Raw genomic sequence first — 25,137 nt, 5'->3', positions numbered from 1 at the left:
CGGCGCCCTCCGGCAGGCAAAATTCAGGGACTTTGAAGCCCCGCGGTTCATGAAAGTGCCTGTGCCTGGAGGAATTGCATGCCTTTATCAGCGCCCATTGGCACCGGCCGGCGGACAGATCCGACCGGCCGGGGATGATGCCCCGTGGGTCTGGTGCGCAACGGCGGCTCCAGCCGCCACGGGGTCCGGCACACGCGCCGGGGGCGGCCCAGCGCTGAGACCCTGACCGGAATCGGCGCCATTCTCTCCCTGGTGCTGGCTACCAGCGTCTACGCCGTCGGTCAGGCAGCGGTCCCGTCCAGCGAGTCATTCTCCGCCCCGCGCGCAGCGGGTGCGATGGCGGTCGCGCCCGCCGTGCAGCAGGCAGCACCAACAGCCGACCCCGCGCCAACCGCCGCGGCCCAGCGGGACCCGGCTGGAACCGGTGGGTCGCCGTCGCCGTCGTCGACGGCCGCGGTGCCGCCAGGCCAAAGCGAAAACCTGCCGAGCCAGAGCCCTCCGGAAGCTGGCGCGCCGGAAGACGGTGCGCCCGAGACCGGGGCACCTTTGGGGGCGGCCGCCGCCGCGGCGCCCGCGCCGTCCATCGGGCCCGACCTCGACGCGCAACTGAACCGCATCGTCCGGTCTTACCCCGGTTACCAGTTGGGGGTGGCATTGATCGACGTGGCGGATGGCGTTGTGCACGAGTACGGTGTGCGCAGCAAGTTCACGGCGGCCAGCACCGCCAAGGTCCTCGCCGCGGCGGCGTACTACCGGCTGGCCGAAACCGGGGAGCTGTCGCTGGACGCGCCGATGGGTGCGAGCACGGCGGGCCTGCAGATCCGCCAGATGATCCAGCAGAGCAACAACGAGTCGTGGGCCATGATCCTCGAAGCGCTCGGATCACGGCGCCTGACCGACTACGCGGCGTCGATCGGCATCGACTACGACCGCACCTACAACAAGCTCACGGCTGCCGAGACGGCGCGCACGCTCGCACTGCTCTACACCGGTCAGCTGCTGAGCGCGCCCAATACCGCCGAGCTGCTCTCGTACATGCAGGACACCAACCTGGAAACGCTGATCCCGGCGGCGCTGCCGCCCGACGTCGTCGTGTTCCACAAATACGGGCTGCTGTACGGCAACCTGCACGACGCCAGCCTTTTGGTCCGCGGCGGGAAGGCGTACGCGTTTGTGGTGTACACCCTGGGCCGGAGTCCCGCGGAAATCACGAGCCGTACCCGGGTCATCCACCTGCTGACCCGGACCGTCTCGGCCGCGCTCTTCCCCGGCTGAGCCACTGAAGCCGCAGGCCGGCTATTCGCCGGCTTTGGCGAACGTGGCGGCGCTGAGGAACTCCACCCCGACAAACGGGTCCCCGCCTTCCACCCAGGCGTCGTGGCCCGGCGGGATGGTGTAGGAATCGCCGGGGCCGACGTCGATCCGGCCGCCGTCGGTCGTCTCGACACTCAGCCGGCCGGAGACACAAAAACCGACGTGGCTGTTCTGGCAGGAGTCCGTGTGCACCACCGGCTTGATGCATTCGGACCAGCGCCACCCCGGCTCGAAGCTGAACCGGCCGATGGTGTAGTCGCCGACGGAGACAATATCGATCTCGCTCTTGTCTGGGCGGCGCTTCTCATCCGGGGAATTGTGGGACTTCACTTGCAGCTGGGTGACAACGTTTGCGGACATTGCACTCCCTCTCTTCGATCAGGGAAATGAACTGCTTACGGGGCCTAGAATCCTCGCTTGGCCGCCGGTTGTCGATATGAATTTCTTCGCAGCTGGAGTTAGAAGCTGGAGGAACTTCCGGAGCCGGAGAAGCTGCCCCCGCTGCCGCCATATCCCGTGGTGGTGCCGCCACGGGCGGTGCTGACACTGCTGACCCCGGTGCTGAGGCCAGTGTTGAACGTGGGGACAGAAAAGAAGTAGTACGACGGGTACACGGTGCCCAGGATGCTGGGCTCGTAGCGGGGCCGCTGTTTCCTCCCGGTCCCGGACTGGGCCTGCTCCATATCCTTGCGCATCAGTCTGGCCTCGCGCTCGTTGCGGGCATAGCCGGCGATCACGGTCTCCGCATGGGCCTTCAGCAGTTCCGAGAGCTCGGTCCGGGCGTCACGCAGCCGGTCCAGCGCCGTTTCCGGGCTGATGCCGCCGTCGGACAGCTCGGCCGTCCAGCGTTCGATGTCCCGCTGGCTGCGGTCCCGGAACGAGCGCAGCGACGCGGCGGTCGCGGAGCCGCCCTCGCCGTGGCTCTTGGCCAGCAGGCCCTCGACGCCAGCCAGATCGCTGCGGAAGGGTGCGAGCTGGCGGTCCCAGGCCGTCGCCCAGATGGACCCGCGGTTCAGCAGGGCGTTGGTGTCGGAGATGACATCGTCCAGGGCATCGAGCTCGGCGGCCGCATCCGCGTATTGCCGGGCCAGCGCCAGGCTTGAGCGGCGGCCCAACTGGCGCTGTGTCAGCGCGTGCACCTGGTTGGAGAGGCCGGTGGCAGTGTTGTACCGGCCCAGGAAAGTGCGGTGCTTTTCCAGCACCGTGCTGCCGTAGCGGGAGGACTCCGGGATGGTGCCGGCGTTAAGTTCGGTGACTTGGAGGTCCATGCTCACGTTGGCGTAATTCGCGTCCCCGCGGGCGATCTCCTTTCGGCTGCCCACCCTCGTCCGCCAGCGCACCAGCAACCAGGTGCCCGCACCGGCCACCACGGCACCCGCCGCGCTCCAGGCCGCGACGAGGAAGGCGGTGGAGCGGTACCAGGGCTGGTTGATCAGTTCGGCGCCGCGCCGGATGCCGGCGATCGTGCCCTCCGTCCACTGGGCATCACGCAGCAGGTCCTTGGCGGCGTTCTGGATGTCATCGCGTTGCTCGAGGGAGACCTTCCGGTCCTCGCCCATGTAGGTTCCGACGTGCCGGCCCACCGGATCCAGCGCGAAGATGAAGAGCCCGTCCGCCCACTTCTGCCCGTCCTGGCTGATCCAGTCCGGGTGCTCAGCGCGGGCGTAGCGCAGCACCTCCTCGTTGAGGTTGTCTGCGGCGGTGCCCTTATACGTGTACACAGCCACCTTGGTGGGCTGGTAGAACTCGATTTTCCGTACCGCGGGCAGCAGTGTGTTGCTGTCCAGGACGCCCGCCCGGTCGGCCACGACGACGTCGGCCGGCGGCACCGCGAGCGCGGCCGGTGCGGCGCCGAGCAGGATGCCGGCCAGGCCGATGAGAAGCAACAGGGCGCCCGCCAGCTTCGGGCCGAAGATTTTCCGCATGATCCCCATCGTCTGAGCGTAGTGTTTGCTGCCAGCGTCGTCGACGCGCGCCGGGGCTGAAAGGGCCTAAAGACACCATGACGGTGCTGTGGCGGGCATCCATACTGACGGCATGAGTCAACCACCGTACGATCCCGGACCGCCGGCAGCGCCACAGAACGACAAAACAAGGGTTCCGGAGCCGGCACCGGCCCCCGGACACCGCCGGCCGGACAGGGTCCTGCTGGGCATCGTAGCGGCGATCGCCGTCCTGGTGGCAGTGGCGCTGGCCGTGGTCTTCCTTCGTGGAGAACCGCAGCCACTGGACGAAGCGTCCCCGGCCGGCGTCGTGCAGCGCTACAGCAAGGCGGTCATCGACGCCGATCCCGCCGCGGCCGACGCCTACCTCACCGACAACGCCCGGTCCCGGTGCGCCAACTACTACGGCGGCGCGCAGGCCAGCCGGGTGGTTCTGGTGTCCACGACCGAGCGCGGCGAGACGGCAACGGTGAAGATCTCGATTGTGCATTCGTCCGCCGAGGGCCCGTTTGGCCCCTCTGAATTTGCCGAGGACGCCGTGGTTGTCCTCGTGAAGGTGGCGGGCAAATGGATGATCAATGAACTCCCTTACAGCCTCCAGACCTGTACCGGCCCCGGGGTGAAAAAGTGAGCGCCGCACGGACCCACACCGGCCCTGCCGCCGGGTCTGCCCAGGCCAAGGTCCGCCGTCTGGTGGTGTTCGTGCTGCTGTTCGCCCTGGTGGTGATCGCCGCCAACGGGCTCGGCGGCCTGCTGGAGCGGCTGCTGCGCGCCGGGCAGGTACTGGCGGGGGAAGGTGTGGCGGGGCTGGCGCTGTCTCTGGCGTTCACCCTGATCGGCGGCCCGCTCGCCGCGCTGCTGTGGTGGCTCATCTGGCGGCGGCTCGACGAGGCCGGGGAGCGGGAAGCGCCGTCGTGGGGCCTCTACGTGGCGGCGGTTTACACAGTGTCCCTGGTCATCTTCGTGACGTCCCTGCTGGCGATGGCGGCCTCGTTCATCGGCGACGAGAATCCGGAGTGGCGGGCGCCGCTGTCCGTCGGGCTGGTCTGGGCCCTGGTGTGGGTGTGGCACCGCTGGATGTGGCGGCACCCGGTGCGGGGGCCGCTCGAACTCTCGAGCGTGCCGGCCGTGATCGGCACCTACTTCGGGCTGGGGATCGGCGTCGGCGGCGCGGTGACGGCGCTGGCTGCCCTGCTCGATGTCGCAATCCGGGGGTCCCTAGAACTGACGGCAGCTGTGGATCCCTGGTGGCGCTCGGCCCTCCAGGACCTGGTCTGGGCGGCCGGGGGAGCCCTGGTGTGGTGGTGGCACTGGGCCCGCGGCGGCGCGCGCCGGCTCCGCGGTGGGTTCGCCGACGTGGGGCTTATCGTGTTGGGCGTGCTGGCGGCCGGGCTGCTCGCCCTGGGTGGTGCGGGGACGGTCCTCTTTGTGCTGCTGCGGCTGGCTTTTGACCGGGAAGACCCCCTGCTGGAACTGCTGTCGCCGCTCGCCGCCGCCATAGCTGCGGCCGCCGTCGGCGCGCTGGTCTGGCGGTATTACCGCACCGCCGCGACCGGCCGCTCCGAGCGGACCCGGCAGGCCGGCGTGCTGGTGACCTCGGGCGTGGCGCTGGCGGCGGCCGCGACCGGCGTCGGCGTGATCGTGAATGCGGCGCTGTCCATCGCGGTTTCGCCGCTCGCCGGCGGCAATGCCCGCACGCTGCTGCTGGGCGGCATCAGTTCGCTCGTGGTGGGCGGGGCGGTGTGGTGGCTGGCGTGGCGGCCGGCACGGCAGCACCGGCAGGATACCGCGGTTCCGACGGGACGGCGTGTCTACCTTGTCGCCGTGTTCGGCCTCAGCGCCGTGGTGGCCCTGGTCGCCCTGCTGGTGATCGGGTACCGGCTCTTCGAGTTCTTCCTGGCCGATGTAACGGGCGGCAGCCTGGTGGACCGGATCCGTGCGCCGCTGGGGCTGCTGGTGGCCACTGCTCTGGCCGCCGGGTACCACTTCGCCGTCTGGCGGCAGGACCGGTCCCGTCAGGCGGCGGCGGGGACCGGTCGCAAACGCACGATCGGGCACGTGATCCTGGTGGCCGGTCCCGACCCCGAGCCGCTGCGCCGGGCAGTCGAAGAGCTGACCGGGGCCGGCGTCACGCTATGGAGCCGGGCCGACGTCGGCGTGCCCGTACTGACCGCGGCCGCTTCCGCAACGGGAGAGGGGGTGCCTGGTACCGGCGGCGGTGCGCCGCGGGTGCCCTCGGGCGCCGGCCTGGCCGAGGCACTGGCCGGGGTGAGCGCCAAACGGGTGCTTGTTATCGCGGGAGCCGACGGCAGCGTGGACGTCATTCCGTTGCGCGGCTGAGGGGCCGGCGCCGGCGCCGGGGCTAGGGCGACGGGAGGCCGAATTCCTTGCGGTAGGAGCGCACGGCGTTGTGCACCGTCGGGAAGAAATGGTCGGGTCCGAACCGGCTGCTCACGCCGAATCGGATCAGCCGGTCCTTGATCGGACCCTTCATCTCCGCAAACACCAGGCTGATGCCTTTCCGGGCGAGTTCGTCGTCGAGTTCCACCAGATCGTCCAGGGCGGTGGTGTCAAGATCCGTGATGGCCTCCGAGGCGACCACCACCCACCGCACCGGAGCGGGGGCGTGCGCCACGAGCGTCCGGATGTGCTCGGCAAACACGGCGCCGTTCGCGAAAAACAGCGGGGCATCGAAGCGTGCGATCACCAGTCCGGGCACCCGGTGTCCCTCCGGGTGCCTGTTGAGGTCATGGTAGCCGGGCATGTCCTCGACACTGGCCAGTTCCGTCCGGTAGGGATCCCAGGCGCGCAGCACAAAGGCAATCAGGGACAGGCCAATCGCGACCACCACCCCTTCCAAAACGCCCACAAAGGCGACGCCGAGGAACGTCGCCAGCAGCAGCGCCGCTTCGGTCCGGCTCATCCTGACCAGCCGAGCCAATGTCTTCAGGTCGATTACCGAGACTGCCGCGACGATCACGACGCCGGCCAGGGTGCTGGAGGGCAGGAATGAGGTGGCCCCGGGGGCCGCCACCATAAACAGGACCACCAGGGCTGCCGCGATCACGCCGCTCAGCGGAGTCCGGGCGCCCGCCTCGAGCGCGATCGGGGTGCGCGAGGCGCTCCCGGAGACCGGAAACCCGCCGAAGAGTCCACACGCGGCGTTCGCCAGGCCGAGGGCGCCCATTTCCTGGTTCCCGTTCACGTGGGCGCCACGGCGGCGTGCGAGGCTCTTGGACAGCACGGAGGTATCCGCGAACGCGATCAGCGCGATGCCGGCCGCAGGGCCGAGCAGGGCCAGGACCTCCGCCGGGGGGACACTCCCAAGATCGGTCGCGGGCGGCCCCGCCGGAAGTTCACCCACCACCGGCACGGCGGACTCCAGGCCCGCCGTCGCTGCGACCGCCATGGACGCCAGTACCGCCAGCAGTACCCCGGGAACCTTCCAGGGCAGCGCCCGGCAGCCGAGGATGATCGCGATGGTGCCGGCCCCGAACAGCAGAGCTAGGGGTTGGACCGTGCCCTGGGCCAATTGGCGGGCTGTCCCGGCGAGGCTGTCCGCGAGGGAGCCGCCGGTGGCCGGGACGCCGAACAGCTTGGGCAGTTGGCTGGCGATCACGACGAGGGCAATTCCATTGAGGTAGCCCACGCGGATGGGCTTGGACAGCAGGCCCGTGACAAACCCGAGATTGAGGAACCTGCCCACGACCAGCATCAGCCCGATCAGCAGGGACAGCACCCCCGCCAAGGCCACGGCATGGCCGGAGTCCCCCGCCGCCAGCGGCAGGATCGCGGCGGCGATCATTGGGACCAGCGAGGAGTCCGGCCCCACGACCAGTACCCTCGAGGGGCCGAAGACGGCGTACGCCAGCAAGGGAATCACCGAGGCGTAGAGGCCCGTGACAGCGGGCAGCCCGGCTGCTTGGGCGTACGCCATGCCGGCCGGGATCAGGGCTGCGCTCAGGGCGGCTCCGGCAGCCAGGTCGGATTTGAGCCAGGACCGTTCGTAGTCGAGGACAGTTTTGAGGCCGGGCGGGGCACTGCCTAGCCAACGGCGGCGGCGCACGGCGGGCCCGGCTTAGTTCCGGGCGGCAGGCGGGCGGACGAGACTCATGATCGATTCTACGTCCGCCCGCCCCCTGCAACTCCGGGAATTACCCCGACGCTGCGCCTACAGGCAGCTGGGCTGGAAGGCAGGGTCGGCCGGCTGGCCGGCCGGACGACCCAGCGCGTTGGAGACCAACTGCTGGACTACCGGGTCATTGGGCGTCTGGTCGTGTTCGATCACATCCGCAGGGCACTTGTCCTGGATGGTGATGTTGGTGACCTTCTCCGCCGGACCGGCCAGGAACTGGCTCTGGTACGGCGTGACCACTTCATCGTGGGTCGTCGAGATGACGGTATAGGCCGGCCCGCGCACGGTGTCCCCGATGGAGTTCAGCTTGGTCAGGAACGGCGAACCCGCCTGCTGGTCTGCGCAGGCCTGGCAGTTCGAGCCGCCCAAAGACGTGGCCGGCGGCACGGAGCCCGGCGCCGGGGTAATCAGCCCCTGGGTGCCGTGGTTGGACGGGGCGATGCCGACAAGCTGGTTGACCTTCTTCGCGCCGCCCAGGAAGCCCATGTAGTAACGGGGCATCATGCCGCCCTGGCTGTGTCCCACGAGGTCGACCGTCTTTGCCCCGGTCGAGGCCAATACGGCGTCCACGAACGGGGCCAGCTGCGCGGCCGAGTCCGCGATCGGGCCGGTGGCGTCAATGCCGTTGGTGGTCCCGTAGTTCAGGGCGTAGACGCAGTAGCCCTCGCTCTTGAGGGCCGGCGCCATCGTGGCCCAGTTCTTGGCCATGCTCTCGAACGTTCCAGGGACAAGGATTACCGGGTTGGGGTGCGCCGCGGAGGGCTTGCACGACCAGTCGTTTGCGCCGGGAGGGGAAACATCCACGGTACTGGCGGTGGCTGCCGGTGCTGCCGCCAGGGATCCGCACAGGAGCGCAATCGCCCCCAGGGCCGCGGACTTGGCCAGCGTGCGCTTGGGGCGGGAAGTGTTGTTGAGCTGGGACACGGTAATACCTCTTCGGTTGGGCCCCTCGGCTGTGAGGGGTCAGCGTGGATGGGGTGAGTTAGGGATCCGCCCCCCTGTGATCCGGCTCACGTCCATCACTCAAGCCTAGGAAAGTGGTCATTGCGCGCACCACCTTTGCACGTTTGTGCAGCGGTTTCTGGCTAAGGCGGGCTACTTGCGGGTAGCAAACCCCCAGTGACTGCACGATTTCCCAATTTTTACCAGGGGCGGAGGTCGTGGCCCAGCGCTGTTTCAGGATTTGAGCGGCGCGGCAAAGGACCGTGCGGAACGCGCTCCGCCCAAGGAACTGGCGGCAATGGTGACGAGGGCGCCGAGGAGCAGGGCCGCATCCTCGCCGGGTTGCAGGACGTGGAGTTGCGCGCCGATGCTGGCCGCCGCCACCGGGATCCCCAGCTGGGCCGCGGAGAGCACACCGAGCGGCAGGGGCAGGCCGAACGCCCTCAGGCCGGCATGCAGGAGTACGGTACCGACGCCCAGTGAGAGGCCCAGGGCCGCCATGTCCGGGTGGCCGGCCAGGTCGCGCAGGTTCAGGGACGATCCCAGCCAGACAAAAAAGATCGGACCGAGGAATCCGTCGCTGACGGCGAAGAGCTGACGCGCCAGGCGTCGGGGTTCGCCGACGGCCGCCACAACCAGACCGAAGGAGAAGCCGGCCAGCATGACAGAGACGTGCCCGAAGTTTGCGACTCCGGCCAGGGCGAAGAGGAGCGCCAGTTGGATGCGGAGCTCCAGCGCAAACTTGCGGTCCTCAGAGAGGCGATGCATGCGCTGGCGGGTCCCGCGGCGCTCCAGCAAGCGCAGCGTGAAGAAGAGGGCGACGGCGCAGACCCCCACTGCGAGCGCCCCCAGCGCGGCGCGGACGGCGTTTGGCGGGTCCACAGCCAGCGGCAACGCGAGAATGCAGGCAATGTCCGCGATGGCCACCTGCGCCGTCATGGCGATTACCTGTGGTCCGCCCAGGCGAAGGGAATCGACAATTGGCAGTACCAGCGCGGCAGACGAGGAGGCCAGGAGCACAACGTACAGCGGTGCGTGCCCGGTGCCGAAGGCCAGGCCCAGGCCGGTGCCAACCACGGCGGCCGCGATGGCCGCCAGAGCGGCGCGGCGTGCCCCCTGGCCAAGGGCGGAACGGATCTGCGGATCCCGCACCGGTACGTGCGTTCCGGCCACGAACATCATGAGCGCAAAGCCGATGTTGGCCAACAAGCTGAACGTCGGATCCGCCGGGTCGACCAGCGCGAGCCCAGTGCGCCCGATCAGGACGCCGGCCAGCAATTCGCCCAGGACCACCGGCAGGTTCCAGCGGACCGGCAGCGCGAGGAGGGGCCCGGCCAGCGCGACGACGGCGATCAGCGCCAGGGTCAGGAAGGTCATGGCGCGCCGGCGGCGGCGCGCACCGTCATTCCAGAGTCACTCACCATGGAATGAGACTAGTCCCGCGCGCGCCGGGTGCCCGTAACTGCCCGGCGTCGACCTGCGTTGCGGCCGGCGGGTTGCCGCAGGGCTACCCCCCGTTTACGGCTCTCAGCCTGTTCTCAGAATCCGTGGCTAAAGTCCCCGACGGCAGGATTGTCCTACCGCCGATGTGAGGAGAATGCGTGGGCCCGGTAAAGAGTCTTTGGGCGATGGTGCAGGGGGATCCCGTCTTCATGCGGAGGGTCAACGGGTGGCTGGCCATCCTCTGGATCCTCATGATCCCTATTTCCCTGATGATGGGCTGGCTGGACTCCGTCGTGTACGTCTCTGCCCTATCGCTCTGGGCCCTCGTCTCCGGCCACTGGTCCGCCTGGCAGGCCGCCCGCGTCGAAGTCGCCCAGATGGAGGACGCGAAGAAGCGCGATAAGGAAGACATTGTGGCGGAGGTGGTGGCCGCGCTGCTCGCCAGGACGGATTTGGAGCCGGCAGGCTCCCCGGTCAAAGAGCGGGGCGGATCGTCGGCCGCGGCCGCCAACTGACCACCCCTGCGGTCTCAGTCACCGGCGGCAGGGAGGATGAGCCTCATCACGGTTCCATCGGCCCCGGTCCGGGCCACCTCCACCGAACCGCCGGCCGCCATGGCGATTTCGCGGACCAGGGACAGCCCGATGCCGTAGCTGCGCTGCCCGCGTGACCCGTCGGGGCCTGCAGTCCTGACGAAACGTTCGAAGATTCTGTTCTGGTCGACGCCGGTGATCCCGGCGCCCGTGTCCGCCACGGTGATCACCGCGTGCTGCTGCTCGGCGGCCACTGAAATGGTGACGCGGCCGCCGGGCGGGGTGTGGGAGAGTGCGTTGTCCGCCAGCGCCAGCACTGCGCGGCGCAGCGCGTTCGCGTCGATCCTGGCCGACGGCCGGCCGGCCGCGGAGAATTCCAGCCGGACGTCACTGGCCGCGGCGAGTTGTTGGAGACTTTCAGCGACGGCGGCGGCGACGTCGGCCAGGTCAACCAAATTCGCCGGCCCGGCCGCGGGATCCGGGGCGTCCGCCGTAGCGGCGAGCAACAGTTCGTTGACGATGTCGGTGAGCCGGGCAGTGTCCTCGCGGATCCGGGCCAGCTCCCGGCCCGGGCGCGAATCCGCCGCGGCGCCGCGCTGCGCAAGCTGGATCCGGGTGTCCAGGATGGCCAGCGGGGTGCGGAGTTCGTGGCTGGCGTCCTGGACAAACCGGCGCTGCAGGGCCAGTGCCTCGCCCAGCGGCCGAATGGCGCTGCGGGCGCTGAGCCAGCCCACGAGGCCGGCCAGTGCAATCCCGGCTACCCCGGCGATGACCATCGCCTCCAAAAGGTCCCTGGAATCGAGGTAGGTGTACGTGGTCCCCGCCGGCGCCGGGGGCGGCAATTCCGGACGGGCCAGCTTGTTCATGAGATACAGGGCGGCGACTGCGAGCAGGCAAAGCACCATCACCGCGCAGGCCGCGCTGATGCGGACGGCCACCTTGAGCGAGGCCTTGCGCAGGGTGGTCTGGTCCGGCGTTCCTCCCGGCGGGGTTTCCTTAGTCATGGGCTTTCCTAGTCATTGGCCTCGCCGATCTGGTATCCGACGCCGTGGACGGTTCGGATGACGGTCCGGGCGATTTTCCGGCGGAGGTGGTGGACGTAGGTGTCGATCACGCCGGGTTGGTCAGTGGGATCAAAGAAGCCCGCGAGAAGTTCATCGCGGGTAAAGACCCTGTCGGGTTCGGCGGCGAGCGCCGCCAGCAGCTCGGCTTCCTTCGCCGTGAGGGATACCACGGCTCCGTAGACGGAGCGGACCGAGCGCGACGCCGGATCGAGCTCCCAGTCGCCGATGCTGACGGGGCCCGCGGGCCGGGAGTAGCTGCGGGTGAGGGCGCGGAGACGCGCGGCCAGCTCGCCGGCGTCGAACGGTTTGGTCACGTAGTCGTTGGCACCGGCGTCGAGGCCCCGGACCTTCTCGTCCGGTTCGCCCAGCGCCGTCAGAATCAGAATGGGCGTGGCGATTCCCTTGGACCGCAGGGCGGCTATCACGGCAATGCCGTCCATCACGGGCAGTCCGCGGTCAATCACCAGCACGTCCCACGGCTCGGTCAGCCCGAGGTGCAGGCCGTCCTGGCCCGTGGCGGCCAGCCGGACGCGGTAGTCCGGCTCCAGCAGTTCGGCGATCAGCGGGCCCAGGACGGGGTCGTCCTCGACGAGGAGCAGGGCCGGCCGGTCAGCGAGTGTCATGGGCCCTATTCTTCCGTGGCCGGTTCCCGGTTCAGTCCGGCGCCGTCCGTGTCGCGGCTGCTGCGGCGGCGCTTGAGCAGCTGGATTACCCAGGGCACGACGGAGACGAGGACCATCACCACTGCAATGACGTCGATGTTCTTGGCGACGATCTCATAGTGGCCCAGCCAGGTGCCCAGCAAGGTCACGGAGGTGGCCCAGGCCAGCGCCCCCACGACGTTCCAGAGGGTAAAGGCCTTGTACCCGTAGCGGCCGATTCCCGCGGTTAGCGGCGCAAACGTCCTGACCATGGGGACGAACCGGGCCAGGACGACGGCGGCGCCGCCGTGGCGGCGGAAGAACTCCTCCGTTGCGGTCAGGTGGGCGGTCTTCAGGATCCTCGCGTCGTCCTTGAACCATCGCCGCCCGAAGGTGCGGCCCAGCATGTAACCGACCTGGTCGCCCGCGATGGCGGCGGCCGTGACCACCCCGATCAGCACGGGCAGGGTCAGGTGCAGCTGCTGGTGCAGCAGGCCGGCGGTGAAGAGCAGGGAGTCGCCGGGCAGGAACGGGAACAGCACACCGGACTCGATGAACACCATCGCGGCGATTACGCCGAGTGCCGCGGGGCCGAGCCCCGCGAGCAGGCTGGCCGGGTCCAGCAGGGACGGTGTTCCGGCGGCGGCCAGGGCCGGGGCAAGCCCCGAGGTCAAAATACCAGGCATGGGAAGGTCCTTAGGGTCGGCTGGAACGGAGGAAGACGGCGTCGGGCAGGCGTTCCACGGTCCGGGGGCCGAACCGGTTCCATAGCCCGGCGAGCAACACGACTGCGGCCCCCGTGGCGAGGAAGGAAGCGGCGACGTCGGTGGGGTAGTGGACGCCGATGTACAGCCTGGACCAGGCCACGATGAGCGACATGGCCGCGCCGGCGGCTGCGGCGGCCGTGGACCAGCGGGTTCCGCGGGCGAGGAAATACAGCGCGAAGGCCAGCGCGGCGGCGAAGGCGACGTGGCCGCTGGGGAAGCTGTCGGCGCCTGTCTCCGGCGCGAGCGGGTCGAAGAGCAGGGTCGGGTCGGGCCGCGGGCGGGAGATGAGGAGCTTGAAGACTTCGCTGGCCGCCCAGCCCGAGCAGGCCACAACGCCGAACGCTACGGCCTTCACCAGATCGCGGCGGACCAGCCAGAGGTAGAGGGCCACGGCGCCGACTAACGCGAGTCCGGCCACGGGCCCGAACAGCACGTTGATGCCCATCGCGACGGCGGTCAGCGCTGCGGCGTGGTGCAGGCTGAGTCCCTGGTCTACGCCCAGCTCGGCTGCGGTGTCGCCCGGCACCAGTTGCACGGCCAGGCCCAGCGCCATGACCGCAACGCAAAGCAGCGCACCCAGGGACAGCCAGTGGCGGGCCTGGGGCAGGGCCCGAAAACGCTGCCCGGCGGCGGAACGCGCGTCGGGAAGGCGGGCTGGTGCAGGGCGGCTGTCAGGGACGGGTCCAGTCATGGAATCCTCCGGCTCGGGGGCGGCGGCGCGCGGTCACGCGTCCTATCCCAGTCTTTGCCCCCCGGCTTAAGAAACGCTTAAGAACTTCCCGGCGGAATCAGTCCGAACCTCTCGTACAGCAACGGCAGCCCGGTTTTGAGACCGTAATCCACCGAGTCGCCGCGGTGGCCGATGCCTTCGCCGACGAACCGGCGGGTTGTCATGCCGGCGGCCCTAGCGAACCCCTCGGCGGCGGCGGCCTGCGGCCCGTACACCGGATCCAAGGCGCCGCTGGTGAAAATGGCGAGCGAGTCGCTGTACTGGTGCGCCTTGAGGATGGTGGCAGGCTTCTCGGCGTTGAAGGCCGCCTGGTTCCCCCCGAAAATGGTCTTCACGGTGTTGTCGGGAGAGCCGTCGATTGGCTCGAGCTCGCCGGAAATGTCCAGCAGGGACCCGAAGAGCTCCGGCCTCTTGGCCCCGAACGAGAGGGCGCACTCCCCGCCGTTGGAGTAGCCTGCCACCGCCCACTGGACGCGGGCGCTCGAGACATTGAGCCTGGTACGGATGAAATTGACGACGTCGGTGGTGACGTAGGTGTACACCTTGCCCTTGTCCGAGTCGACGCAGACGGGATTCTGGTAGGGATTGCCCAGCTGGTCGATGGTGAGGAAGAGCGGAGCCAGCCCGTGGTTGCGTTGGGCGAGGGCGTTGAGTTCCTGGACGGCGGATTTGTTTTGTTCAGGCCCTCCCGGCTGGCCCATCATCATGATGATGATCGGAAGGGGCGGCGGATCGGCAACCAGGGCCGCAGGCGGCAGGTACAGATACGCGTCCCGGGCGCGGAAACCCGAGGCGGTTGCCGGGATCGATACGGCCCCGCTCCTGCCGGTGGCCGGCATCCCGGCCGGAGGCGTCCAGCTCTGCCACAGCGCAACACTGCTGTCCTGCCGGGCCTTCGGGTTGAGCGCAGGCAGGGCCAGGTGCTGGGCCTGGTTCAGCCCCAGCATGGCACCCAGGGTGGGGTTCAGCCCGTAGCCGGCATTGATTGCCAAGGCCGCCGTCGAGACGAAAACCAGCACGGCGATCACGGCTGCCGCCTTTCGCCACCAGCGCGAACGCCACAGGTTTACCACCGCGAGGCCGACGCCGGCGAAGGCGGAGATAACCCAGACGCGGGTATCGGACTCCAGCGGCAGTCCGAACACGTTGACCACGACTTCGCAGATAAAGAGCGTGATGGCACCTGCGAGGGCCCCGCCCACCAGCCCCGCAAACGCCACGAGCAACCAGCGCGGCGGGGGCGGCCTCCGGACCGCGAGGTAGAGGCAGGCGAGTACCGACAGCCCGTAGAAGGCGTAGAGCAGGGTTTGATCCACGACGTTCAGGCCGAGCAGCTGCTGCATGGGGTCCCCTCCATCACGCGCGTCCCTCTTAGGACGTTATAACACTGCAGACCGCGGAAAACGCTGGGAGTCCGATGGGTGCCGGCCCTCCTGCGGGTGATCCGGAGGTGCCAAGGGCAGCCGGTCGGGGGCCCCTGTTGCCGTGCGGGCTGGAGTGGTCAAATGGTAGCAACGGGACGGGGTAACTGAAGCTCCGATGTCCTGAAAGGAGTGCCCTTTGCCAGCTCCAGTGTCGACGCCAGTCCACGGGGCGAAGCGGACGCGTCGCAGCGGGTCGCCATGGTGGGTTTTCTCGTCACTGCGGAGCGCGCCGGTGACCCTCGGGTTTGTCGCTGTCTTCTGGATCGTCGGCGCCGCGTCGTCGAGCATTTTCGAGGGGCCGGCGCCGGGTTTGAAGGCAGAGGTGGCCGCTACGGCGCATTTCTGGCCCGACCACTGGACCGCCGTGCTGGCTTCCGCCCTCTGGGCCCGGAACCTGCCGGGCTACATTCTGGGAACAGTGCTCGTGCTGCTGGTCGGCGTCCCTGTGGAACGCCAGATCGGCAGCCTGAAGCTGGCGCTCGCAGCCATCGCGGCCCAGGTTGCCGGCGTTCTGGCCGCCACCGGCGTCTGGGAGGCAACGAGGCTCCTGATGGGGAGCTGGGCCCGGGGCCTGGATGCAACCTACTTCCTGGGTCCGAGCGCCATGGTCTACGGCTCCCTCCTGGCTGCGACGGCGTCGATGGGGCCGCTGTGGAGGCGCCGGATCCGGCTGGGACTGTTCGGCCTGCTTATCCTGTTGGCGTTCTACAGCGGCGGGTTCACGGACCTGGTCCGTCTTGGGGCTGGCGCTGCCGGCGCGTTGCTGGGCCCCGTGCTCCTTGGCCGCAGACCCCGGCTCCGGCGTCCGGTCAGCTCCCGGCACGAAGGGCGGGTGCTGATAGCGCTGCTGGTAGCGGTGTCGGCGGTGGGGCCGGTGGTTGCCGGTCTGACCCCGCACGCGGCGGGTCCGCTCGCTGTGCTGCGTTTGATCTTCACCGATATCCAGCCGGTGGATCCCCAGACGTTGCAGAGCGTGTGTGCCATCCCCGCCCAGCATCGGGAGTGCGAGGCCATGCTCCTGCAGCTGAGGGCCGGAGGCGGGGCCATCTTTATGGCGATCGTGCCGTCGTTCTTGTTGCTGCTGCTGGCTGAAGGCCTGCGCCGGGGGCGCCGGGCGGCCTGGTTCGGTGCTGTGCTGGTCCAGGCCGCCTTGTCGGTCCTGGCGCTCATCACTATGGTCGGGGTCCTGCAGGCGGCCGGTCCCAACACGGTCGCCGGGGAACTGGTGGACGCCAGCCGGGTGGGCGGCCGGACCCATCCGCTGACCCTGGTGCTCCCGCTGCTCCTGCCAGTCATTCTCTTTGCTGTGCTGCTGGCGTGCCAGCCGATGTTTCCGGTTGCTGCGCCGCGCGGGACGTACCGGCGACTGGCCTTGCGGGTCCTCGGGTTGGCGGGACTTCTCGGTGTTCTCTACGTTCTCCTCGGAGTGGCGCTGGCTCCGGGCTTCAGCCCCGACCCGACGCTCGCTGACCTGGTGGCTGACGTCCCGGACAGATTCCTTCCGCTGGGCTTTACCGTGGACCTGCCGCCGGCGTTTTTCCCCGAAAGTACCCCGGCCGTGTTGCTCTATGAGGGCGTCGGAATCGCCTTCTGGGTCATCAGCGGGGGGTGGATACTGACCTCGTTCCTGCGTCCGGCCCACCCCCGCAGCGGTGCCGATATTGACCGGGCCCGGGCGATCCTTCGGGCCGGCCGGGGAAGCTCCATCTCGTGGATGACGACGTGGCCGGGTAACGTTTACTGGTTTTCGAGCAGCGGCGAGAGCTTTGTCGCCTACCGGGTCATCGCCGGTATCGCGCTGACCCTTGGCGGGCCGGTCGGACCGGGGTCCGGGACCGGCGATGAGGTGAACGAATTCGCCGCGTACTGCAGGTCCAACGGATGGAGTCCGTGCTTCTACTCCGTGCACACCGAAGTCCGTGAGGCCGCGTCCTCCCTGGGCTGGGATTCGGTGCAGGTCGCCCAGGAGACCATTCTTCCCCTGGCGGGCCTGTCCTTCCGCGGCAAGCAGTTCCAGGATATTCGGACGGCGATGAACAACGCCGCGAAGGCAGGCATCAGCGCCGAGTGGGTGCGGTATCCCGCCGCGACGCTGGCAATCCAGGCGCAGATCCAGGCCATCTCCGAGGAATGGGTGGCCGACCGGAAGATGCCCGAGATGGGCTTCACCCTTGGGGGTGTCGAGGAGCTGAACGACCCCGAAGTCCGCTGCCTGCTCGCCATCGACGTCCGGCACCACGTTCACGCGGTCACGTCATGGCTGCCGGTCTACCGGGACGGACGCATTGCGGGATGGACGCTGGACCTCATGCGCGGCCGAAGCTCAGGATTCCGGCCGGGCATCGAGTTCCTCATCGCCTCCGCTGCGCTGAGCTTCCGGGACGAGGGTTTCGACTTCATCAGTCTCTCCGGCGCACCCCTGGCCCATGCCCCGGGGGAGGAGCAAATCCGGCTCCGCGACGCCGGACCGGACGAAGCCGGACGCCTGGAGCGTCTGCTTGACCGCCTGGGGTCGGCACTGGAGCCCCTCTACGGCTTCCGGTCCCTTCTGGCTTTCAAGGGGAAGTTCCGTCCGCTGTACGCCCCGCTGTACATGGTCTATCCGGACTCGGCGGCCTTACCCGGCATTGCCAGCGCGCTCACCCGCGCCTACCTGCCCGACCTTGCTCTCCGGGAGCGCTTCCGGCTGGCCGGCAGCGTCCTGCGCCGCGGCGCCAAAACCCGCGGCGCGTCCGGGAGGTCTTAATGCCCGGCAAAATGACATGATCGCAGCATGAGTGCAAACAGATTACCGGGAAATCACGGCAGAAGTTTCAATAGCCGGGCCCATCATTCGCGGCTCAGGGTTCTGGTGATGGCCGTCGTCGGCCTGGGAACGGGGCTGGCGGTCGGGGTATTGAAGTCGTGGGCCTACGCGCCCGCGACGGGGTGGGCGGCGGCGTCGTTGACCTACCTGATATGGGTTTGGGCGGTCATCGGTGGACTGCAAGCCGAGGCGACGGCGGCGCACGCCCGGCGCGAGGATCCGAGCCGGGGCGTCTCCGATCTTCTTGTCCTGACGGCCACGGTGGCCAGCTTCGGCGGGGTTGCCCTGATTCTGCTGGACGCATCCAATGCCGAGGGCGGGACGAAGGCAGCCATTATCGGGATGGCTTTGGGTAGCGTGGCTCTGTCCTGGATGCTCGTGCATACGCTGTACACGCTGCGTTACGCCTCCATCTATTACCGGGACAAAACCGGCGTCGACTTCAATGAGGACAAGCTTCCGCGTTACCTGGATTTCGCCTATTTGGCTTTCACCGTAGGGATGACGTTCCAGGTTTCGGATACCGATCTCAAAACGGACGCCATCCGCACTACGGTGTTGCGCCAGGCGCTGCTGTCATATCTGCTCGGCGCCATCGTGCTGGCGACCACCATTAACCTTGTGTCGGGTCTCATCCACTGAACGTGCGGGTCAACGGGGGCCACCGTGAACACGAACGCCCGGCCGGTGCAGGAGCACCGGCCGGGCGTTTGCCGTTCATTGCGGGACCTGTTTTAGACCCCGGCGTTGTAGACGTCGAGGCCGAAGCGGTTCAGCCCCGGCGTCCCGGCGTACCCGAGGTAGGGCAGGCCGAAGGTGTCCTCGATGCTGGCGAGCAGGCTGTAGTGGTTGTAGGGGGTGGTGGACCACGTACCGCCCTTGGTGAAGGGCGAGAGGACCAGCGCGCCGACCCGGCCGCCGCCCATGCCGGTAATGCCGGGCATCGGCGAGTTCGGGCCAGGGCCCTCGCCGCAGCACGCACTCGCGTCGCTCTGCGGGCCGTCAGACTCGTCGAAGGTGATCACCAGGACCCCGTCCTGCTTGAACGCGGGAGAGGCGGTGATGGCCGGAACCCACTGCTTGAGCCAGGCGTCGGCGCTGGCCAGGCCGCCCGGCCGCCCGTCGACACACGGGGAATCGTGGCCGTCATTGCACAGATTCGGCGTGATCATCGACAAGTTCGGGGTTGTGGCGACCGAGGCGAGGTCCGTCTTCAGGGCGGACAGGTCGACGTCGTTCTTAGCACAATCCGGCGAACCGGTGATGCCGGCGAAGTACACGAACGGGTTGTGGCGCGCCGCGTACTGGTCGCCGACCTTGGCCTTCTGGGTGTCGTCGACGGCGCCCAGCGCGGGGTGCCGGCAGGGGGTTCCCATGTCCTCCATGTACCCCTTCCAGGTCTTCCCGGCGTCCTTGAGCTGCCCCGCGACGGTGGGGACGCTGGCCGGGAAGACGCAGCCGTCGCCGACTGCCTGGCCCGGGCTGGCCGTCCCGCTGCCGACGAACGGCGAGTAGTTTTGGCAGTCGGCCTGCATCTGGGGGTTCGGACCCTGGCCCGAAATCTGGGCCACATAGTTGGGCTGGGAGTTATGCGCCGTGCCGAAGTACTGGTTCAGCAGCACGCCCTGGCCGCGCAGCGTCTGCGAGAGATACGGCGCGGCCGACGCCGGACCCCAGGTCTCGTCGTAGCCCTTGTTCTCGAGGTTGATCACAAAGACATGCTTGGCCCCGGGCAGGTACCCGCCTGCTTTGGTGGCGGCCGGAGCGGCGCCGGTGCTTGCGGGGGTGCCCGCGGTGGCTGCCTGCGGGCCGTAACTGAGCGAGGCGGCTGCGAGCACGACCATGGCGGCAGCGGCGAGCCGCCGCAGCGTGCGGCGGCCGCGTCGTTCCAGCGCGGGCGGTGCTGTAGGAGTAGTGGGGTTCACGGGAGCTTCCATCCGTCGGCGAGTGCTTTCTGTTTCAGTCCGGACCATTCCTCGGCCGGCGGCGGTCCCACGGGGGTGCACGCCGGGCCGGCAACAAACGGCGGGACCAGATACTTGGGGGCGGCAAGATTGGCCGGTGCGCCGAAGTCGAGGACTTCGGCGATGTTGCGGGCGGCCTTGTCCCGCGGGGTCAGCGGCGGCAGGTTCCAGCGCCATTCGATGGCCTTGAGGACCGAGGTGTGGTCGTAGACGTCATGCGCGACATAGCGGCGCCGGGCGCGCGGTGAGACCACCAGGGAGGGAACCCGGAAGCCGCGCAGTGCGGTGTCCGGGCTGGTGTCCGGAGCGGTCGTCGGGGCGACGTGGTCGTAGAAGCCGCCCCATTCGTCGTAGTTGACCACCAGCAGGGTGTTGGCCCAGCCCGGGCCGGAAGTGACCGCGTTGTAGACCTCGGCGAGGAACGTCTCGCCGGAGCGGATATCGGCGTGCGGGTGGTCGTCCCCGGAGGTGCCGGAGCCCTCCTCGGTGAACCGCGGATCCACGAAGGACACTGCCGGCAGGGTCCCGGCGCTGGCGTCGGAAAGGAACTCGGAGTAGTGGTGCGAAATTCCCAAATACTTCGTGCCCCACAGCGCGGTGAACGGGATGTCGCCGTAGTAGTACTTGCCGGACACTCCCGCTGCGGCGAGCCGGTCCCAGATCGTGGTCAGCGAGCTGGTGGCCGAGGAGTTATGGATCCGGTCGGTGGCGGCGGCGTGCTGGTAGAAGCGGTTGGGGTAGGTCTCGGCCATGGTCGCCGCGAAGTACCGGTCGCAGACCGTCCAGTCAGGGCCGGCCTGCCGCCAGAAGTCGACGTCGGCGGCGTCGTAATATCCGACGGCGAACTCGTCGTTCTCACCGGCCCGGAGCCAGCCGTCGTTCTTGCCGTTGTTGTACTGGATCCGGCCGCCCTCGTAGGAGTGGTCCGGGTCCGGGTGGCCGCAGCCCTGGAAGTCCGTCAGGTGGTGGGTCGAGTGCGGAATGCCATAGCGGTCGATGTAACTCAGCCCGGACTGTTTCCCGTCCGCGCCCGGCATCCAGCCCAGGAAGTGGTCGAAGGAGCGGTTTTCCATCATCACGACGATGATGTGCTCGATTCCGGAGGCCGCGGGCGCCGGCAGCGCGGGCGCGGCGGCCGTAGCGGCCCGGAGGGTGCCGCCGGTGGCCAAAGCCGTGGCGGCAGCGGTCCCTGCCACGCCCAAAAAGTTGCGTCTTGAAAAGTTCACGTTCGGATTCCTTTATCGTCAGGGCTGACTTCCCGCGTCGCCGGAGGAGACCCGGCCAGCCCGCTACAGGGGTAATCGCTGGGAGGGCCCGGCAAGTTACTCACGGGTAGAGTTCACGCCAAAAAGTAGATCACGAAACGGTTACGCCCGGGTCGATATGGGGGTCAGTTCACGCGCTGTTCATCACACGTTCGCGCACAGGACGGCCGGGTTCACCCGGCGGTTACCGGAATTGGACAGCCAGCGAGGCCACGCCGATGCGCGGCCGGCTGCCCCGCGGCCGGCGGGGGAGGGGCATTACCCCGCGGCAGCCCCTGGTGCGTTCTGGCCGTATTCGGCCGTGATGAGGATCGGCAGGTGGTCGGAGGCGCCACGCGGGAGCGTTTCGACGTTTTCGATCATGAGGCCCTGCGAGGTGGCGAAGTCGAAGTGGCCCTTGAACACCTTGTAGCGGGTGTAGGTGCGCCGGTCGCTGAGTGAGAGCTCGTAGCCGGCGTCCTTCATCTGCTCGGTGAGGTATTTCGTGAAAAACGGGTAGTTGAAGTCGCCCACCATTAGAGTCATCAGCCCCCCGCCCATGCTCAGCAGCTCCGCGTGGGCGGCATGGATCTGGTTCCGCCGCAGCGAGTTCGACGCCGTGAGCGGCGCGGCGTGGAAGGACGCGATGACGAGGTCATGGTCAGTCTCGTTGTCAACCACCCGGGTGCCGATGAGCCGCTCATGGGCAGGAGCCAGCACGTGGTCATGTAGCGACTTCTTCAGCGCGAAAGTCTTGGTCTCATACGCGGTGAAACGGTCCTTGCGGTAATAGATCGCCAGGCCGAGCCGGTTGCCCCTCGTCGCATCGGCGAGGTGGAGGTCCCCGATGCTCTCGGGCAGATCCTCGGTGTCACATTCCTGGAGGCAGAGCGCATCGATATTGAAACTGCCGGCCAAAGCCTCCAGTTCGCCACTGGCCTTGTGTTTGCGGAGGTTGTAGCTGATTACGCGGATCAGGGGGAGCACCTCTTCGCAGGATAGTCGGGGTAAGCCTGCTCCCGAGTGTACCCAGTCCGCCGGTCCGGGGAGACAAAAGGCGCGGCGGAAGCGCGGCGTCCCGAGGCGATAAGGTGGGTTGGATTCTCTGATGGATGCTGCGAAAGGGTCGACGTTGACTGCTGAACTACCGGTGCTGGCCGAGGGCGATTTCTACTACGAGGTGCTGGGGGACGGGCGGTACCGCTCCACGATCCACGCCCAGGGTGCCTGGAATGCGCATGAACAGCACATGGCGCCGGCGTCGGGCATCATGGCAGACGCCCTGGCCCGGCACGAGCCGCGCGAGGACATGCGGATGGCCCGGATCAGCTACGAGATCCTGGGCCTGATCCCGGGCGGCGAGTTCGAGGTCACCACCACCACATTGCGCCCCGGCCGGACGATCGAGCTCCTGCAGGCCGAACTCGTGGCCGGCGGCCGCGTGGCCATCCGGGCCACGGCCTGGCGCATAATCACCTCCGACACCTCCGCGGTCGCCGCCTTCGAGGACCCCGGTATCCCCGCGCCGGAAGACTGCGAACCGTACGACGCCGCCACGGTCTGGCCCGGCGGCTACATCGCCTCCCTGACAATGCGGATCGCCGAAGGCCACCGGGCCGGCTCCGGCACCGTCTGGCTGCACACCGACCACCCGCTCACGGACCGGGCGGACAGCAGCGACCTGGCCCGGCTGGTGGGCCTGGTGGACACGGCCAACGGCATTGCCGCACGGGTTCCGCCGGGCAAGGGCAGCTACGCCTTCCCCAACCTGGACCTGCAGATCCACATGTACCGCCGCCCTGAGGGGGAGTGGCTGGGCCTGGACAACGAGGTGTCCTTCGGCACGGACGGCATCGGGCTGACCTCCACGGTGCTGCATGACCTGCAGGGACCCTTCGGGCGCGCCGAACAGATTCTGACGCTGCGGAAAAGCTGAGCAGCGGGACGCCCGGCGGCGGCTAGTGGAAGACGAGCCAGCCGACAACGGTGGCCAGGCCGGTCAGGAACGCGCCCCACGCGATGTCCGCGACGACGATCGCCAGCGGCCACTTCTTCAGCGTCGCGGCGTTCGTCAGATCGTAAGTGGCGTACGCGAACGCGCCCAGCGCGGCGCCATAGCCCAAGGCTGTCAGCCAGCTTCCGCCGTCGAGCGCCGGCCGGAGGGCGAAGAAGACAATTCCGGCGATGTAGAGCACGTAGAACACCACGGCGTACCCTAGATGGGGCTTGTCCGCCATCAGGTGTCCCAGGTGCCGGCGGTAGAACTTGTTCATCGACTTGAGCCAGACGGCGTCAATCACGGCGAACGCGGCGGCCACCACCAGGAATTGCAGAATGAGCATAAGGGAGCATAACAACATGGAGCAGGCCGCGGCCGGACCCCGGACCCTGAGGGTGTTCCGGCAGGAGCACTCGCTCGGCGCCGCGGCGGACCTGGACTTCGCCCTGGAACTGCTGCAGCGGGTGAAGACGGGCGCGGCCGGGCCCATGCTGCGGCTCTACCGGCCCGCGCCCACGGTCGCCTTCGGCCAGCGGGACACCCATCTTCCGGGCTTCGAGGCCGCGGCGCAGGCCTGCCGCGAACTCGGGTTCGAACCCCTGATCCGGAAAGCCGGCGGCCGGGCAGCCGCGTACCACGAGGGCACGCTGGTGATCGACCACCTCGAGCCGCACACCGACGCGATCGCAGGCGCCAAGGGGCGCTTTTCGTTGTTCGGCGAACTGCTGGCGCAAGGACTGCGTGACGCCGGGGTGAACGCCGCCGTCGGGGAGATCCCGGGCGAGTACTGCCCGGGGGAGTTCAGCGTCCACGGGCAGGATCCTGCGGTGCCGGGGCATCAAGTCAAGCTCATCGGCACCGCCCAGCGGGTGGTCTCCGGCGGCTGGCTGTTCAGCTCGGTGATCATCGTGGAAAACTCCGCGCCGATCCGGGCCGTGCTCGAGGCCAGCTACGCGGCCCTGGGCCTGGACTGGGACCCGGCGACGGCGGGGGCGGTCAACGATCTGGTCCCGCACCTGGATGTGGACGCCATCGAGGGTGCCGTGCTGGGCGCATACGGGCGCTACGCCTCGCTCAACGACGGCGACTTCGGCAGCCTCCGGGCCTAGCTTTCGTCCTGCGTTTCGGCTGCGCCGGCGCGCGCCGCGAGGAGCTGCTCACGCAAGATGTCGGCGTGCCCGCAGTGCTGGGCGAGTTCCCGCAGCATGTGCAGATAGACCCAGCGCAGCGGCAGCGGCCCGCGGCGGTTGCCGGTAACCACGTCGTCGAGCCCCAGAGATACGGTCCGGCCGCGCGAGTCCTCGCAGGCCTGGACGTAGGCGGCCTGGACGACGGCGATGGTATCGCCGTCGTCCAGGATGAAGGATTCGTCCGGGGTCGCCGGGATGCCGATCTCCGATCGGCTCCGGCGGGTGATGGCTTCGTCGAACCAGACCTTCTCCACAAATGTTGCGTGCTTGACCAGCCCCAGCAGCGTTGTCCGCGAGGGAACCAGGGAGGCCCGGGCCTCCTGTTCGCTCAGCCCGTCCAAGCAGTCGTGCAGGGCGGCCCGGTGCTCGTCGAGGAAGGCGTCGAATTGCGCCTTCGGATCCGCCGCGAAGATGGCCGGATCCATGCTGGGGAAAGTGCTCATGGGCCCACAGCCTAGTACGTAGCAGGCGCTCAGTTGGCGCCCGCGAGGAGCGAGCTGGCTTCCTGGCGGGTGCTGCCGGAGCTTTCGATGTGGGCGAGTTCGGCGGGGATGTCCCAGCCTTTTTTGCGCATCGCGGTGGCCCAGAGCCGGCCGGCGCGGTAGGAGGAGCGGACCAGGGGCCCGGACATGACGCCGAGGAAGCCGATCTCGTTGGCTTCGTTTTGCAGGTCGACGAATTCCTGCGGTTTGACCCAGCGGTCCACCGGGAGGTGGCGTTCGGAGGGGCGCAGGTACTGGGTGATGGTGATCAGGTCGCAGCCGGCCTCGTGCAGGTCGCGCAGGGCTTCGGAGATTTCCTCGCGGGTCTCGCCCATGCCCAGGATCAGGTTGGACTTGGTGACCATGCCGAGGTTGCGGCCCTGGGTGATGACGTCCAGGGAGCGTTCGTAGCGGAAGGCGGGGCGGATGCGCTTGAAGATCCTCGGCACGGTCTCGACGTTGTGCGCGAAGACCTCGGGTTTGGAGTCGCAGATCGCCGCGATGTGTTCGGGTTTG

At 68.4% G+C, this 25,137-nt stretch carries 24 protein-coding genes; 8 read left to right on the top strand and 16 right to left on the bottom strand.

The annotated features are described in order from the left end of the window. Positions 1-144 precede the first annotated feature (144 nt). Entirely contained in the window at positions 145-1,275 is a 1,131-nt protein-coding gene (locus ABLI39_RS00120; RefSeq protein WP_349411307.1) for a serine hydrolase, read from the top strand. A gap of 21 nt (positions 1,276-1,296) precedes the next feature. On the opposite strand, the gene ABLI39_RS00115 is transcribed toward ABLI39_RS00120, so the two are convergent. Both ABLI39_RS00115 and ABLI39_RS00110 read right to left on the bottom strand, forming a co-directional pair. Then, positions 1,297-1,674 (bottom strand): cupin domain-containing protein, encoded by a 378-nt coding sequence (locus tag ABLI39_RS00115; RefSeq protein WP_349411306.1) that lies wholly within the window; start codon positions 1,672-1,674, stop codon positions 1,297-1,299. Positions 1,675-1,772: 98 nt separating this feature from the next. After that, positions 1,773-3,248: a DUF5129 domain-containing protein gene (locus tag ABLI39_RS00110; RefSeq protein ID WP_349411305.1), complete on the bottom strand. Its 1,476-nt coding sequence runs from the start codon at positions 3,246-3,248 to the stop codon at positions 1,773-1,775. 103 nt (positions 3,249-3,351) lie between these two features. Between ABLI39_RS00110 and ABLI39_RS00105 the strand changes: the two genes are divergently transcribed. Together ABLI39_RS00105 and ABLI39_RS00100 are read left to right on the top strand one after the other, a co-directional pair. Next, positions 3,352-3,888 (top strand): LpqB family beta-propeller domain-containing protein, encoded by a 537-nt coding sequence (locus tag ABLI39_RS00105; protein WP_349411304.1) that lies wholly within the window; start codon positions 3,352-3,354, stop codon positions 3,886-3,888. Then, a complete protein-coding gene (locus tag ABLI39_RS00100) occupies positions 3,885-5,597 on the top strand; it encodes a DUF5671 domain-containing protein (RefSeq protein ID WP_349411303.1) in 1,713 nt (570 codons plus the stop codon). The genes ABLI39_RS00105 and ABLI39_RS00100 overlap by 4 nt, the downstream gene beginning before the upstream one ends. A gap of 22 nt (positions 5,598-5,619) precedes the next feature. Here ABLI39_RS00100 and ABLI39_RS00095 read toward each other — a convergent pair whose 3' ends face one another. From ABLI39_RS00095 to ABLI39_RS00085, 3 genes are all read right to left on the bottom strand, one after another. Next, the gene (locus tag ABLI39_RS00095) at positions 5,620-7,323 is read right to left on the bottom strand and encodes a SulP family inorganic anion transporter (protein WP_349411302.1); all 1,704 of its coding nucleotides are present in this window, start codon (positions 7,321-7,323) and stop codon (positions 5,620-5,622) included. A 105-nt stretch (positions 7,324-7,428) separates the two neighbouring features. Then, the gene (locus tag ABLI39_RS00090) at positions 7,429-8,277 is read right to left on the bottom strand and encodes an esterase/lipase family protein (protein WP_502935167.1); all 849 of its coding nucleotides are present in this window, start codon (positions 8,275-8,277) and stop codon (positions 7,429-7,431) included. A 291-nt stretch (positions 8,278-8,568) separates the two neighbouring features. After that, a complete protein-coding gene (locus ABLI39_RS00085; RefSeq protein WP_349411300.1) occupies positions 8,569-9,711 on the bottom strand; it encodes a cation:proton antiporter in 1,143 nt (380 codons plus the stop codon). Positions 9,712-9,935: 224 nt separating this feature from the next. Here ABLI39_RS00085 and ABLI39_RS00080 point away from each other — a divergent pair, with 224 nt between their 5' ends. Then, positions 9,936-10,292 (top strand): hypothetical protein, encoded by a 357-nt coding sequence (locus ABLI39_RS00080; protein WP_349411299.1) that lies wholly within the window; start codon positions 9,936-9,938, stop codon positions 10,290-10,292. 14 nt (positions 10,293-10,306) lie between these two features. Here the strand turns inward: ABLI39_RS00080 and ABLI39_RS00075 are convergent, their stop codons facing one another. The 5 genes from ABLI39_RS00075 to ABLI39_RS00055 all read right to left on the bottom strand — a co-directional run bounded on the left by ABLI39_RS00075 (position 10,307) and on the right by ABLI39_RS00055 (position 14,855). Continuing rightward, a complete protein-coding gene (locus tag ABLI39_RS00075) occupies positions 10,307-11,314 on the bottom strand; it encodes a sensor histidine kinase (protein ID WP_349411298.1) in 1,008 nt (335 codons plus the stop codon). An 8-nt stretch (positions 11,315-11,322) separates the two neighbouring features. After that, complete coding sequence (locus ABLI39_RS00070; RefSeq protein WP_349411296.1) at positions 11,323-11,997, bottom strand: response regulator transcription factor; 675 nt, start codon at positions 11,995-11,997, stop codon at positions 11,323-11,325. 5 nt (positions 11,998-12,002) lie between these two features. Further along, complete coding sequence (locus tag ABLI39_RS00065; protein WP_349411295.1) at positions 12,003-12,701, bottom strand: DedA family protein; 699 nt, start codon at positions 12,699-12,701, stop codon at positions 12,003-12,005. Between the two features lie 10 nt (positions 12,702-12,711). Next, positions 12,712-13,473 carry a phosphatase PAP2 family protein gene (locus ABLI39_RS00060; RefSeq protein WP_349411294.1) on the bottom strand — a complete coding sequence of 254 codons (762 nt, stop codon included), beginning with the start codon at positions 13,471-13,473 and terminating at the stop codon, positions 12,712-12,714. Positions 13,474-13,550: 77 nt separating this feature from the next. Continuing rightward, on the bottom strand, positions 13,551-14,855 hold the full coding sequence (locus ABLI39_RS00055; protein ID WP_349411293.1) for an alpha/beta hydrolase: 1,305 nt from the start codon (positions 14,853-14,855) through the stop codon (positions 13,551-13,553). Between the two features lie 313 nt (positions 14,856-15,168). Between ABLI39_RS00055 and ABLI39_RS00050 the strand changes: the two genes are divergently transcribed. Next, positions 15,169-17,682: a bifunctional lysylphosphatidylglycerol flippase/synthetase MprF gene (locus ABLI39_RS00050; protein ID WP_349411292.1), complete on the top strand. Its 2,514-nt coding sequence runs from the start codon at positions 15,169-15,171 to the stop codon at positions 17,680-17,682. Between the two features lie 27 nt (positions 17,683-17,709). Next, a complete protein-coding gene (locus ABLI39_RS00045; RefSeq protein ID WP_349411291.1) occupies positions 17,710-18,384 on the top strand; it encodes a DUF1345 domain-containing protein in 675 nt (224 codons plus the stop codon). Positions 18,385-18,476: 92 nt separating this feature from the next. On the opposite strand, the gene ABLI39_RS00040 is transcribed toward ABLI39_RS00045, so the two are convergent. From ABLI39_RS00040 to ABLI39_RS00030, 3 genes are all read right to left on the bottom strand, one after another. Then, the gene (locus ABLI39_RS00040; RefSeq protein WP_349411290.1) at positions 18,477-19,667 is read right to left on the bottom strand and encodes an alkaline phosphatase family protein; all 1,191 of its coding nucleotides are present in this window, start codon (positions 19,665-19,667) and stop codon (positions 18,477-18,479) included. Continuing rightward, positions 19,664-20,902 carry an alkaline phosphatase family protein gene (locus tag ABLI39_RS00035; protein ID WP_349411288.1) on the bottom strand — a complete coding sequence of 413 codons (1,239 nt, stop codon included), beginning with the start codon at positions 20,900-20,902 and terminating at the stop codon, positions 19,664-19,666. The genes ABLI39_RS00040 and ABLI39_RS00035 overlap by 4 nt, the downstream gene beginning before the upstream one ends. A gap of 327 nt (positions 20,903-21,229) precedes the next feature. Beyond that, entirely contained in the window at positions 21,230-21,925 is a 696-nt protein-coding gene (locus tag ABLI39_RS00030; RefSeq protein WP_349411589.1) for an endonuclease/exonuclease/phosphatase family protein, read from the bottom strand. Positions 21,926-22,082: 157 nt separating this feature from the next. Between ABLI39_RS00030 and ABLI39_RS00025 the strand changes: the two genes are divergently transcribed. Continuing rightward, positions 22,083-22,886, top strand: coding sequence for a thioesterase family protein (locus tag ABLI39_RS00025; RefSeq protein WP_349411287.1), 804 nt, complete (start codon positions 22,083-22,085; stop codon positions 22,884-22,886). A gap of 22 nt (positions 22,887-22,908) precedes the next feature. Here the strand turns inward: ABLI39_RS00025 and ABLI39_RS00020 are convergent, their stop codons facing one another. Next, positions 22,909-23,292: a DUF2177 family protein gene (locus tag ABLI39_RS00020; RefSeq protein WP_349411286.1), complete on the bottom strand. Its 384-nt coding sequence runs from the start codon at positions 23,290-23,292 to the stop codon at positions 22,909-22,911. Between the two features lie 16 nt (positions 23,293-23,308). On the opposite strand from ABLI39_RS00020, the gene ABLI39_RS00015 reads away from it, so the two are divergent. Continuing rightward, positions 23,309-24,058 carry a lipoate--protein ligase family protein gene (locus ABLI39_RS00015; protein ID WP_349411588.1) on the top strand — a complete coding sequence of 250 codons (750 nt, stop codon included), beginning with the start codon at positions 23,309-23,311 and terminating at the stop codon, positions 24,056-24,058. Here the strand turns inward: ABLI39_RS00015 and ABLI39_RS00010 are convergent. Further along, positions 24,055-24,582 carry a DinB family protein gene (locus ABLI39_RS00010; protein ID WP_349411285.1) on the bottom strand — a complete coding sequence of 176 codons (528 nt, stop codon included), beginning with the start codon at positions 24,580-24,582 and terminating at the stop codon, positions 24,055-24,057. The genes ABLI39_RS00015 and ABLI39_RS00010 overlap by 4 nt on opposite strands. Positions 24,583-24,611: 29 nt before the next feature. Next, positions 24,612-25,137, bottom strand: a 526-nt coding sequence (locus ABLI39_RS00005; RefSeq protein WP_502935158.1) for a lipoyl synthase, incomplete at its 5' end; no start/stop codon positions are given.

The organism is Pseudarthrobacter sp. B907, assembly GCF_040137805.1.
Classification (GTDB): Bacteria; Actinomycetota; Actinomycetes; order Actinomycetales; family Micrococcaceae; genus Arthrobacter.
The sequence above is the reverse complement of the archived record's forward strand: the minus strand, read 5'-3'. Positions and strand labels throughout refer to the sequence as shown.

Coding starts and splice junctions, on each gene's coding strand:
- ABLI39_RS00110 (WP_349411305.1), bottom strand. CDS start 3,248: ATGGGGATCATGCGGAAAATCTTCGGCCCGAAGCTGGCGGGCGCCCTG.
- ABLI39_RS00020 (WP_349411286.1), bottom strand. CDS start 23,292: ATGCTCATTCTGCAATTCCTGGTGGTGGCCGCCGCGTTCGCCGTGATT.
- ABLI39_RS00045 (WP_349411291.1), top strand. CDS start 17,710: ATGAGTGCAAACAGATTACCGGGAAATCACGGCAGAAGTTTCAATAGC.
- ABLI39_RS00010 (WP_349411285.1), bottom strand. CDS start 24,582: ATGAGCACTTTCCCCAGCATGGATCCGGCCATCTTCGCGGCGGATCCG.
- ABLI39_RS00060 (WP_349411294.1), bottom strand. CDS start 13,473: ATGACTGGACCCGTCCCTGACAGCCGCCCTGCACCAGCCCGCCTTCCC.
- ABLI39_RS00055 (WP_349411293.1), bottom strand. CDS start 14,855: ATGCAGCAGCTGCTCGGCCTGAACGTCGTGGATCAAACCCTGCTCTAC.
- ABLI39_RS00065 (WP_349411295.1), bottom strand. CDS start 12,701: ATGCCTGGTATTTTGACCTCGGGGCTTGCCCCGGCCCTGGCCGCCGCC.
- ABLI39_RS00085 (WP_349411300.1), bottom strand. CDS start 9,711: ATGACCTTCCTGACCCTGGCGCTGATCGCCGTCGTCGCGCTGGCCGGG.
- ABLI39_RS00105 (WP_349411304.1), top strand. CDS start 3,352: ATGAGTCAACCACCGTACGATCCCGGACCGCCGGCAGCGCCACAGAAC.
- ABLI39_RS00075 (WP_349411298.1), bottom strand. CDS start 11,314: ATGACTAAGGAAACCCCGCCGGGAGGAACGCCGGACCAGACCACCCTG.
- ABLI39_RS00070 (WP_349411296.1), bottom strand. CDS start 11,997: ATGACACTCGCTGACCGGCCGGCCCTGCTCCTCGTCGAGGACGACCCC.
- ABLI39_RS00115 (WP_349411306.1), bottom strand. CDS start 1,674: ATGTCCGCAAACGTTGTCACCCAGCTGCAAGTGAAGTCCCACAATTCC.
- ABLI39_RS00015 (WP_349411588.1), top strand. CDS start 23,309: ATGGAGCAGGCCGCGGCCGGACCCCGGACCCTGAGGGTGTTCCGGCAG.